The 11,535-nt window shown below is 50.8% G+C and carries 9 protein-coding genes; 3 read left to right on the top strand and 6 right to left on the bottom strand.

All coding sequences use genetic code 11. From position 1 onward, the window contains the following. Nucleotides 1-111 precede the first annotated feature (111 nt). Nucleotides 112-2,148 (top strand): DNA topoisomerase (ATP-hydrolyzing) subunit B, encoded by a 2,037-nt coding sequence (gene gyrB / locus N7326_RS07705; RefSeq protein WP_259079415.1) that lies wholly within the window; start codon nt 112-114, stop codon nt 2,146-2,148. Nucleotides 2,149-2,610: 462 nt separating this feature from the next. On the opposite strand, the gene N7326_RS07700 is transcribed toward gyrB, so the two are convergent. The 6 genes from N7326_RS07700 to N7326_RS07675 form a co-directional block, all read right to left on the bottom strand. Next, nucleotides 2,611-3,627 carry a hypothetical protein gene (locus N7326_RS07700; RefSeq protein ID WP_259289544.1) on the bottom strand — a complete coding sequence of 339 codons (1,017 nt, stop codon included), beginning with the start codon at nt 3,625-3,627 and terminating at the stop codon, nt 2,611-2,613. Between the two features lie 156 nt (nt 3,628-3,783). Then, the gene (locus tag N7326_RS07695) at nt 3,784-4,224 is read right to left on the bottom strand and encodes a DUF6918 family protein (RefSeq protein WP_259158590.1); all 441 of its coding nucleotides are present in this window, start codon (nt 4,222-4,224) and stop codon (nt 3,784-3,786) included. 900 nt (nt 4,225-5,124) lie between these two features. Then, complete coding sequence (locus N7326_RS07690) at nt 5,125-6,696, bottom strand: hypothetical protein (RefSeq protein WP_263088382.1); 1,572 nt, start codon at nt 6,694-6,696, stop codon at nt 5,125-5,127. A gap of 2 nt (nt 6,697-6,698) precedes the next feature. Further along, complete coding sequence (locus tag N7326_RS07685) at nt 6,699-7,553, bottom strand: ABC transporter ATP-binding protein (RefSeq protein ID WP_259289546.1); 855 nt, start codon at nt 7,551-7,553, stop codon at nt 6,699-6,701. A 253-nt stretch (nt 7,554-7,806) separates the two neighbouring features. After that, on the bottom strand, nt 7,807-8,133 hold the full coding sequence (locus N7326_RS07680; RefSeq protein WP_259158585.1) for a TetR family transcriptional regulator: 327 nt from the start codon (nt 8,131-8,133) through the stop codon (nt 7,807-7,809). Then, a complete protein-coding gene (locus tag N7326_RS07675) occupies nt 8,120-8,338 on the bottom strand; it encodes a CopG family transcriptional regulator (RefSeq protein WP_259079399.1) in 219 nt (72 codons plus the stop codon). Before N7326_RS07675 ends, N7326_RS07680 begins: the two co-directional genes overlap by 14 nt. A 132-nt stretch (nt 8,339-8,470) precedes the next feature. Here N7326_RS07675 and gyrA point away from each other — a divergent pair, with 132 nt between their 5' ends. Together gyrA and N7326_RS07665 are read left to right on the top strand one after the other, a co-directional pair. Then, nucleotides 8,471-11,038, top strand: coding sequence for a DNA gyrase subunit A (gene gyrA, locus N7326_RS07670; RefSeq protein ID WP_259079397.1), 2,568 nt, complete (start codon nt 8,471-8,473; stop codon nt 11,036-11,038). Next, nucleotides 11,038-11,379 carry a DUF3566 domain-containing protein gene (locus N7326_RS07665; protein WP_259079390.1) on the top strand — a complete coding sequence of 114 codons (342 nt, stop codon included), beginning with the start codon at nt 11,038-11,040 and terminating at the stop codon, nt 11,377-11,379. The genes gyrA and N7326_RS07665 overlap by 1 nt, the downstream gene beginning before the upstream one ends. Nucleotides 11,380-11,535: the final 156 nt, after the last annotated feature.

The following is an 11,535-nucleotide window of genomic DNA, read 5'->3' as shown; positions in this document are numbered from 1 at the left end:
AATCGGCCCATATAGGTGGCATAGACCTAAGCGTAGTAGTACCACGTAGGGCTCTAGGCAGTGTAGAATAAAGCAGTCTAACTGTACATAATTGAAGGAGTGCTAGTTCACGTGGCAACCGCTGAACATGGGTACGACGCCTCATCCATCACCATCCTTGAGGGTCTTGAGGCAGTGCGCAAGCGACCGGGAATGTATATCGGCTCGACCAATGAGCGCGGTCTGCATCACTTGGTATGGGAAGTCGTTGATAACTCAGTCGATGAGGCAATGGCTGGCTATGCCGACAAGGTCGATGTGACAATTCTTGCCGACGGTGGAATCGAGGTCGTTGATAACGGTCGCGGTATCCCCGTGGAGATGCACCCCTCTGGAGCCCCCACCGTCCAGGTGGTCATGACCCAGCTGCACGCTGGCGGCAAATTCGATTCGGAATCCTACGCGGTCTCCGGTGGCCTCCATGGTGTGGGTATCTCCGTGGTCAATGCCCTCTCGACTCGCGTTGAAGCCGATATTAAGCGCGATGGGAAGCATTGGTATCAGAACTTCAACCAGGCTATTCCAGAAGATCTCATCGAGGGCACTAATGCTCGTGGGACGGGGACGAAAGTTCGCTTTTGGCCAGATCCTGAGATATTTGAAACAACGCAGTTCGACTTTGAGGTCATTTCTCGTCGGTTGCAGGAAATGGCTTTCCTCAATAAAGGCCTGACCATCACACTTACCGATAAGCGGGCGAGTGTTGAGGAGATCGAGCTCGACGAAATTGCCGAGGCAGAAGGCAATCTCTCCCTTGATGAGATCGATCAGGCAGCGGATGAAACCACCCCTGAAACCACTGCTGTGAAGAAAAAGGAAAAGCGTAAGGTCTTTCACTATCCGAATGGTTTGGAAGACTACGTGGCCCACCTTAATCGGTCGAAAACAGCTGTGCATCCATCCATTGTGGGCTTCGAAGCCAAGGGCGATGATCACGAGATTGAAATCGCTATGCAGTGGAACTCGGGCTATTCCCAATCGGTGCACACTTTTGCCAATACCATTAACACCATCGAAGGCGGCACCCACGAGGAAGGCTTCCGTGCGGCGCTCACATCTTTGATGAATAAGTACGCCCGCGAACATAAGCTCCTAAAAGAAAAGGAAGCTAATCTTACCGGCGATGATTGCCGCGAAGGCTTAGCAGCAGTGATCTCCGTTCGGGTGGGCGACCCCCAGTTTGAGGGTCAGACAAAGACCAAATTGGGCAACTCCGAGGTACGCTCATTTGTCCAGAAGGCAGTATACGAGCATGTATCCGACTGGCTAGATGCTAATCCGGCAGAAGCCAAGGTTATCATCAACAAGGCTGTCTCCTCGGCTCATGCTCGACTTGCTGCCCGTAAAGCACGTGAAATGGTGCGCCGGAAGTCTGCCACTGATCTAGGTGGCTTGCCCGGTAAGCTCGCCGATTGCCGCTCCAAAGACCCGAGTAAGACCGAGCTCTATATTGTCGAGGGCGACTCTGCTGGTGGTTCTACTAAGGGCGGACGTGACTCGATGTATCAGGCGATCTTGCCGCTGCGTGGCAAGATCCTCAATGTGGAAAAAGCACGCTTAGATAAGGTGCTCAAAAACAACGAGGTACAGGCTATTATTACTGCACTTGGGACTGGTATCCACGACGAATTCGATATCTCGAAATTGCGTTATCACAAGATCGTGCTCATGGCGGATGCTGATGTGGACGGTCAGCATATTGCGACCTTGCTGCTAACCTTGCTCTTCCGCTTTATGCCGCAGTTGATTTCCGAGGGACACGTCTACTTGGCTCAGCCACCTTTGTATAAGTTGAAGTGGGGCAAGGGCGAACCTGGATTTGCGTATTCGGATGCCGAGCGCGATAAATTGCTCGCTGAAGGTCTAGCTGCTGGGCGCAAGATTAATAAGGATGACGGCATCCAGCGCTATAAGGGTCTTGGTGAGATGAACCCGAGCGAGTTGTGGGAGACGACCCTTGACCCTTCGGTGCGCATTCTGCGCCGCGTGGATATGGAAGATGCACAGCGCGCAGATGAGCTCTTCTCCATTTTGATGGGTGATGATGTTGCGGCGCGCCGTTCCTTTATTACAAGAAATGCTAAGGACGTTCGCTTCCTCGACGTCTAGTCTAAATCCCCGTTGCCACGGTTATAGCTGGGACAACGGGGATTTTTATTGGCTATGATGGGCACGCATTCTCTAAAGTATAAAAAGAGAAGAGCAAGACGTCTGAGGCTGACACATTGTGGGCTTGAGGTTTATTTAAGGAGACTGATTAAGAAGATCGGGCCACCACAGCGTCGGTTGTAACAGCCAGAAAAATATCGCGCTCTCGTAGGTGCAGGGTGTTTTGTTGCTTCGAACAGAAATAAAAAGATTGTAGCCGTAGAGCCCATGATCCCAGCATGATTGTATGCTTATTAGTTGTTTGAGTAGCGAATATTTTGCACTTAGTAGTCCCTAAGACTTTATACCTTAAAAAGATAAAAGGAGCGGTGCAGTCACAACGTCACTGCACCGCTCCTTTAATGCCGGAATAGCTCTTGGTGAGGATTCCAGTCGGCGCTACTTGCTCCGATGAGGGAGTGGTTATAGGCGGAAGTCCATGGCAAATTTCGCCAGGGCGCCGATCAAACCAATGACGGCTACGATGACGCCAACAATGATTCCAACAGTATTATTCTCGCCGCCAAAATCAGCCGCGCTTCCAGAATTCGGATCATTATCTGGTTTTTTATCTGGTTGGGTATTGTTATTTCCTGGAACTTCAGGTTTCTTGCTTGGCCGAGGAGGATTCTGTGGCTTCGGTGCTGGGGTTTCCTTTGGCGTAGACCCACCTATAATACCGGTGGCTGATTCTCCCTTTTCTTTGGTGCGATAGATCCATTCGGTGCGTTCACCAGCGGGAATACGATCGGGCTTGGTTGCGGGAGAGCTGGAGATCGCTGCATAGCTAGGAGAAATCTTATTCTTAAGTCCGTGTACATGGACGCGGGCGAAACCGTAGGTAGAGTGCTCGGGGTTGAGCATATGCATGAGATGCCCGCTGTCTCCGGAAAATGTGCCACCTGTTTTCTTGAGTGCATCGAGCTCTTTCTCGCCCCATGCTTTCAGGATGGTTTCACGCAGGGTTGGTTGACCCAGAGCCAAACTCTCAAGTTGAGGCTTATGACCGTCTCGGGTGGCGGTTCGGTATGAGGAGCCGTCGATACGTGTGTGAGCAAATTTGTATCCAGCTTCTCCAGCTCGTTGAACAGCTATCCAGGTGAGATTTTCATCTGATTTTACATTGGTGTACTGCGCCTTGGAGGTGATTCCATAATGACGAGCAACATCCTGGAGGCGAGTCCCCTCCGGGAATTTGTCGAGGTAGTAGTGGCGGTAGATGGGGTTGAGATCCCACATCTTACTGCGCAGTTCTTTCAGAGCAGCAATGCCTTCGGTACGCCCAAGCGAGGGGTCAAAGGTGGCCGACATAGCAACGAATTCGCTGGTTTCGGCATTCATCTCCACATTAGTTGTGGGAGCAACTGCGGCCTGTGCGATGTGAGCTGGGAGTAGCATGCTCGCACTTAGAGTGAGCGCGATAAGGGCTTTATTTTTCACAGAGAAGGCTCCTAAAAAATCCAAGAATAAGAAGATGCTTAATCAAGCAAGTATGAATATCTTAACGGATTTAATTAATGACAGGACCTCGTTGAGAAAAAAATTAAAAAGGATGCCAGCTGATTTACTGCAATAAGCAGGTTGTTTCTTAGAAAATCATGGTCGCATATACTTCTCTATGATATCCCCCAGAAGAGGGAGACGGGGGCTAATCATATGTGCCAGATGCGATCGATAGTGACGGTAATATCTGTTTAATGGTGATTTCCCGAACCGCTGTACCCATGTGTCAGTAGTGCTGAGAATATCGCTAATAACATTCTCAGCTTCAGCATTGAGGTACGTTCCGAAATCGGCCGTCGTAGATTTTTGGTAGAGATCCCAATATGGCTGCAAAGCAGAGAGAATAAAGGGAGCTAATAAATTCACAGTGCGTGACACGATAGACTCGTTGACCTTTTTTCCCGCTTTAACAGCAGCTTTGAGAGCTAGTGAACTCAGTCCGGAACTCTGTTGAATGGAATCCTCGATCAGAGTGCTGAGATCTGCTACGAAAGATTCGCGGTGAGTTTTCAGCATGTTTTTTAGGGTGCTCATAATGTGAATCAGCCTTTCCCGAGCGGGTGTAGAGAAGAACTTTATACCAATAGGCGATAAAAAAGCGTTCGCAATGTGTGATATGACCAGCTTCAGGGATATACCAACTATTGCGAACGCTTATAAACCACAGTTGTAATTCTTCCGCCACAGACTCTACGTGGGTGTCTGCCTTTTATTCCACATCCCGATAAAAGATATAGAAGATCCAGCAATAAGGAGCGATCAGGACACCTCAGTAGTTAACTGCAATCACAACAGTCACAATTATTACAGATTTGTGGGTACTCCCGCAAAGAAAATACCTAAAAAATCTCGCACGGGCACGAATTCCCCTCCCAAGTCTCAATCTCGTTGCCGAGCTGGCCATCACGAAAACAAAAAGCACCGTCAACACACCGCATAGGAACCTGCGCAGCGTATGAGGAAACTTTCGACGGTTTATTTAAGATGCACGATGCGAAAAAACTCTTTTCCGAGGTCGGGGAGTTTTCTTGAAGATCGCTGTTTGCATCTATACCCCGGAGTTGAGCCTAGATAGAAGCCGCATCGGTACGGAGTCTTTGGGAAAAACAGTGTATTTGCCCCGGTATTGAAAAAATATCGGCAAAAAGTAGCAGTGGCTCGGTACTATGCTGATAACGGATCTAACCCTGTTCGGGGGGAGAGGTAGTCTGAGGTCACACCTGATCTTTGGACGCGCACCCTCCGGTGCATGGGTTCAGATGATGTACGGAGTAAGGATGGACTCCTAGTTATTCCCGCAAACTCGAGGGTGTCGCGTGCTTCCCTAAGGCATAAGTGGTGCCATAGGTAGCCGATTCTCTAGATATCCCTATATGTTCTCTCAAGGTGCTCTCATAGAGGGGGAGAGGCTATTTTTATTTAGACAAGTTTCATTTAGGCAAGAAGATCTCTCCGGATATAGCACCTGATCCCAATGATTGAGCAGACAAGCCCACCAAGAATGAGGACACCTACCCCCAGAGCGTGATCAACCATATGTGGTGCCCAGGAGTAGAGAGAGAATTTAATGATCGTCTTAGAGTGGGGAAAAAACTCTGCAAAGAAGCTGAGAAGCGCAGATAAAGCAACGGGGAGATAGGCCAGACCAACAAATCGGGGCGCTAGGCCCATGAGCAGAAAAGAAAACCCGAAAGCGAAAAATGTAGCGGGATAGAGATCAATTACTTTAAAGAAGAGAGGATAAAACTGATCAGCCTGTACCTCTGGACTCATAATCGCAGCTAAAGCAGCGAGGAGACCACTGATCATCGCGATACCCGCGGTCATAAGAGCAACGAGGAGCCAAGTTCTTAGAAGAATCTCCCATCTTGTTCGTCCGGTACTAAGAAGGAGGCTTAAAGTTCCTGATATCTCGGCCCTGTACAGGCTCTGGCTTAGCACAATAGCCATAATGGAGAGCACGACGGCATGAAGTAGGGCCAATGACTGGGCAGCGCCTGCGATGACGGAGCTACCAAACCCCAATTGTTCAAAGATCGCCGCCGCTTCTGGGGTAGTTGAGAAAATCTTGGACATCTCTCCCACAAGGGCAAAGAATGCGATGCTGAATATAATGATTCCACCGCTGAAGAAGGAAAGAGCGACGCGGTTATGAGAAATCCACAATCTACTAAGCCCATATCCAGAGCGGCTCTTAAGTGCATGTGAAATTACACGAACCTGGGAGCCAAGATCGCGTTTGATGAATAAAGTGGCACCTATCACGGCTAAGCAGCTCAGAGCCATATATAAGGCAGGGAAAAATTCTTCACCGTCGAAAGGCTTAAGTAAATCCCGCCAACCCAAAGGACTTAGCGCTCGAAGCCAGTTGATAGTGTAAAGATCCGCGAATACCCGCACCATGAAGCTGAATCCTATAAGGGTGAGGGACAGAGCCTTCGTCAATCTTTCAGATCCAGTGACCTGCCCGATAAGAATGGCTACAAGGCCAAAAATAGAGGTGCTAAAAAAGAGCGCCAGCCCATAAGATAGGGAACCTATTAGTGAAGCCCCTGTGGGTACAAGGCTCAGGCCTGAACCGAAAGCGAAGATTCCAGTGATAATAACGAGACTAAGAATCGAAGAGCCAAGAAGGGTACCTCTTGTCATTCCTTGGCTCAGTAGAATTTCGGCCCGGCCATTCTCTTCGTGACCAATGGAAGTATAGGTAGCTAAAAGAACGGCCATAATGGCGCCTAAGACCATAACAGTCATCCCGGTTTTCCATGCTGTGAGGGAATAGATATCGAGAATAGTGGGCAGGGGACCATAAAAGGCAATCACTCCAGCTGAGGAAGCTGAGGCAGCACCGATAGAAGCCAGATCATCAGGATTAGGAATGGAATTCTCGGTGGCTATGGGTGAGATATATGTCAGGAGAATAAGGGGAATGAGCCATGAGGCAAGAAAAAGCTTTTTAGAGCGCAGATCCTGTCCTACCAGGTGAATAAGAGAACTCAACATCATGATCACCGCTCGTAAAATTTCAAGAAGAGATCTTCTAAGTGGGCTGGTTCGCACCGTATAGAGTGTGCTCCTTGGTTAATGAGCCGAGTTAGAGTGGTGTTAACCAACTTTGGTGCGACAAATTCTTCGATGTGTTGCCCGCGGGAATCAACTGCTCGTATATGCATGCCACCAAGGTGGGTAAGGGTGTCCTTGGGGCCTGATTCCACAATATATCCTTGGCGGATAATGCTAATCTCATCGGCTAATTCTTGGATTTCACTAAAGATATGGCTAGACATAAGAATGGCGGCACCTTCATTGCGGCGTTTTATGAGCCAATCTTTAAAGACGTGTTGGATGAGAGGATCCAGCCCACTGGTGGGTTCGTCCAGAATAATGGCAGCAGTGGGAGCAGCTAGTGCCGAGATGAGGAGCACCTTTTGTTTATTGCCACGAGAATAGGTGCGCATCTTTTTACTGGGATCTACATCGAAATCATCAATGAGTTCGCTGATGCGCGCTCTTTCAGCTTGAAGTGGCTTGCTATTATGGCCGTGACGGATGCGAGCGAGGGTATCGATAATCTGCCCTCCCGTTAGCTGTGGCCAGAGGTGACTATCGCTAGGCACAAAGCTGGTGTTTTTCCGCGCTAACGAGGGGTTGATGGTGGGATCGTGACCGCTGAGGCTTATAGTGCCGGAATCGGGGCGAATAAATCCTAAAAGGCAGCGGATTGTGGTTGATTTTCCGGCACCATTGGGTCCGAGGAAGCCGTGGATGCTGCCGGGCGGGATCATAAGAGAGATATCTTTGAGAACCTGGGTGGTGCGGAAGCTCTTGACGAGGTTATTGATAGAAATAATAGGCTTGTTCATACTCTGTAGTGTCCCAGAGATCTTTTGCTTTTGCTAGGAAAAGTACAGAGGAATGCTGCAGAAATATCGCCAATGGCTAAAAAATAGCAAAGACTTTAAATACACGCGACAGATAGCACGATCGCGAGGGCCTATACCGTGTCGACGCTGCCATGCTCAGTCGTGGTATCTCTAGTCTCAGCCTTGTGAGATGGTGGCATCACGCTGGCAGTAGAGCGGTTAAAGCTCTAGCTATTCACCTCTTAAACCACCATTACGGGGTGGAGATATGCTCGGCAAAGGATAGATAGACGGTGGCCGCGAATCGGGCAAAGCTCTCATTGTGTGCGCTCAGTGGATGAGTGAGGTTAATTATTCGGGCGAGGGAGCGGGCACTTTCTTGAACGTCTCGATCGACCCTAACCCCATCGAACCGGGCGTTAGTACTGGTGGCGCAAGCATAGAGTGCAGCATAATCGGTGATGCAAGTGGCATAGGTGGCGCTGAAAATATCGGCGATGATGAGAAGCTGTTCGGGGCTGAGATTAACCCACGGTCTCGGGGAGGTAGGCGTGCGGGGCGAGGAATTAGTGGTGCTCACGCCGCGCTCGATTCAGTCGATCCTCCATGTAGTGGTTCTCGATGAGATCGGTGGCGAGGGATTCAATAAGAGAATCATTCACGCTGCGCCGGGCTTGGGCCATAATGGCGCGCAAAACGGCTTCGTGTTTACTCACCCCCTGAGCCTGTGCGAGGAGTTCAACAGCGCGGTTATATTCGGGTGTTAATCGAAGCGTCATTGCCATATTTCAATCCTACGCCACAAAGTGGTATCACTGTGGTATCACTTAAGGGAGGATCAGGCGCTGAGATGCGCTCAAAAGGCCGTTAAGGGGCTAGACTAGAAGAGATTTATTCTCATACTGAAAGGTCCCTATATGAGTGACGATCTCTTCTCGGGAGAAACATACGATCGCATTTTCCCGATCGACCTCAATGAGGAAATGCAGTCGTCGTATATCGACTACGCCATGTCGGTTATTGTCGGCCGCGCACTCCCAGAAGTTCGCGATGGCTTAAAGCCCGTGCACCGCCGTATTCTCTACGCCATGTTCGATTCCGGGTACCGCCCAGATCGCAGCTATGTAAAATCAGCACGCCCGGTCTCTGACACCATGGGACAATTCCACCCACACGGTGACTCAGCCATTTATGACACCCTCGTGCGTCTAGCGCAGAGCTGGAATATGCGCTACCCGCTTGTCGACGGCCAAGGTAACTTTGGTTCCCGCGGCAATGATGGCCCAGCCGCCATGCGTTATACCGAGTGCCGCCTCACCCCGCTAGCCATGGAGATGGTGCGCGATATCCGAGAAAATACCGTCAATTTCTCCCCGAACTACGATGGTAAAACTCAAGAGCCGGATATTTTGCCATCTAGGGTCCCCAACCTTTTAATGAACGGCTCCAACGGCATCGCCGTGGGTATGGCTACCAATATTCCACCCCATAACCTGCGTGAATTGGCCGACGCCATCTACTGGTTATTAGAGAATCCCGAGGCTGATGAAACCTCGACGCTCGATGCCTGCATGAGCTTTGTCAAGGGTCCCGATTTCCCCACGGCGGGCCTAATCGTTGGAACCCAAGGTATTAGGGATGCTTATACCACTGGCCGCGGCTCCATTCGGATGCGGGGTGTGACCTCCATTGAAGAAGAGGGTAGCCGCCAGACTATTGTGATTACGGAGCTTCCGTACCAGGTCAACCCCGATAATTTGATTTCAAATATCGCAGAACAGGTACGAGACGGCAAGCTGGCTGGAATCTCTAAGATCGAAGATGAATCCTCCGATCGTGTGGGTATGCGCATCGTGGTTACCCTAAAGCGAGATGCGGTACCGCGCGTCGTGCTCAATAACCTCTATAAGCACTCGCAGTTGCAGACGAATTTCGGCGCCAATATGCTCTCGATCGTTGACGGGGTGCCGCGTACCTTACGTCTCGATCAGATGCTGCGCAATTATGTCGCTCACCAGATCGAAGTGATCGTGCGCCGCACCCAGTACCGTCTCGATGAAGCGGAAAAACGTGCGCATATCTTGCGCGGTTTGGTCAAAGCCCTCGATATGTTAGATGAGGTCATTGCCCTCATCCGTCAGTCGGCCACGGTGGATGTAGCCCGCTCTGGACTGATGGATCTTCTTGAGATCGACGAGATTCAGGCCGACGCTATCCTGGCTATGCAATTGCGTCGCCTCGCTGCCCTGGAACGCCAGAAAATTATCGACGAATTGGCAACCATCGAAGCCGAAATCGCCGATTTGATGGATATCCTCTCCTCCCCAGAACGTCAGCGCTCCATTGTGCGCGCTGAGCTCAAAGAGATCGTCGATAAGCACGGCGATGATCGTCGTTCGCAGATTATCGCCGCTACGGGCGATGTTACCGAAGAGGATCTCATTGCCCGCGAGAATGTCGTGGTCACCATCACCTCAACGGGGTACGCAAAACGCACCAAGGTCGATGCCTATAAGTCGCAGCGCCGTGGTGGCAAGGGAGTTCGCGGGGCCGAACTCAAACAAGAAGATGTGGTCCGCCACTTCTTCGTATGTTCCACCCACGACTGGATTCTGTTCTTTACCAATTTCGGTCGCGTCTATCGCCTCAAGGCCTATGAGCTGCCGGAAACATCCCGCACCGCTCGTGGGCAACACGTAGCCAATCTGCTGGAATTCCAGCCAGAAGAGCGCATCACCCAGGTGATCCAGATCCAAAGCTACGAAGACGCACCGTATCTCGTTCTCGCCACCGCGCAAGGTCGAGTAAAGAAGTCACGCTTGAGCGATTATGAATCAAATCGTTCAGGAGGGCTCATTGCTATCAACCTCAATGAGGGCGACAAACTCATTGGAGCAGCCCTATGCTCTGGCGACGATGACCTGCTGCTGGTGTCCGAAGAAGGCCAGGCCATCCGCTTCCACGCCGATGATGAGCAATTACGACCCATGGGTCGATCCACCGCAGGTGTGAAGGGCATGCGCTTTAGAGGCGAGGATCAACTCCTGGCCATGACCGTAGTCCGCGAGGGCTCCTCCCTCTTGGTGGCCACCTCAGGGGGCTATGGCAAGCGAACCATCATGGAAGAATATGCCACCCGTGGCCGCGGTGGCATTGGTGTGATGACCTTTAAGTACAGCCCGAAGCGCGGCAAACTCATCGGTGCGATTGTGGTAGATGAAGACGATGAGATCTTCGCTATCACCTCAGCCGGTGGAGTGATCCGCACCGAGGTTAACCAGATCCGACCAAGCTCTCGTGCCACCATGGGCGTTCGCCTGGTGAATCTCCAAGACGGTGTTGACCTTCTAGCCATTGACCGAAATGTTGAAGGCGAAGGCGAAGAAGAAGCCGAAAAGGTAGCAACAGGGGAGAAGGAATTGCCGCACGGGCACCAAACTCCGCTCAGCGTGAGCCCCAATGACGCGGAACAAGGGGATAAATAATGGCTACTCGTATTAGCGCCATTACCCATATCGCGCCGCTCTCGGTTTTTCGGGTTACCTTCATTCTCTCCACGGTGCTCGCAGCGGCCGGACTTTTAAGTGTCACCCTGCTGTACTTTGGCATGGATGCCATGGGAGTGTGGGATCAGGTGAACCAGATTATTGGTGGTGTGGGTGGAACCCAGCTCATCACCTTTCCACTGGTGATGATGTTAGCCGGGCTGCTGGCTATCATCTTTGTGATCCTCACCAGTGTGCTGCTGCCGCTGATCGCGGTGTGCTACAACGCCACCACTGATTTCACCTCGGGGCTACGCATTCAAATTACCCACGATTTCTAAGCCCTAGCAACAGATTCCACCTCCCTCACCCGCGCAAGCGGCATAGAAGGGGAGGTGGAATTTGTTTTTCCTTTATACCCAGCCCTAAAATGAAAGGCGCAGCGTTGTGGTGATAACTGCTGAGCATAAGGTTATCGTGTGACCATAAACATCATG

The sequence above is a fragment of the Corynebacterium sp. ES2794-CONJ1 genome (assembly GCF_025660615.1).
Classification (GTDB): domain Bacteria; phylum Actinomycetota; class Actinomycetes; order Mycobacteriales; family Mycobacteriaceae; genus Corynebacterium.
Note: the sequence above shows the minus strand (reverse complement) of the source record. Positions and strands in the feature narration are given on the sequence as shown.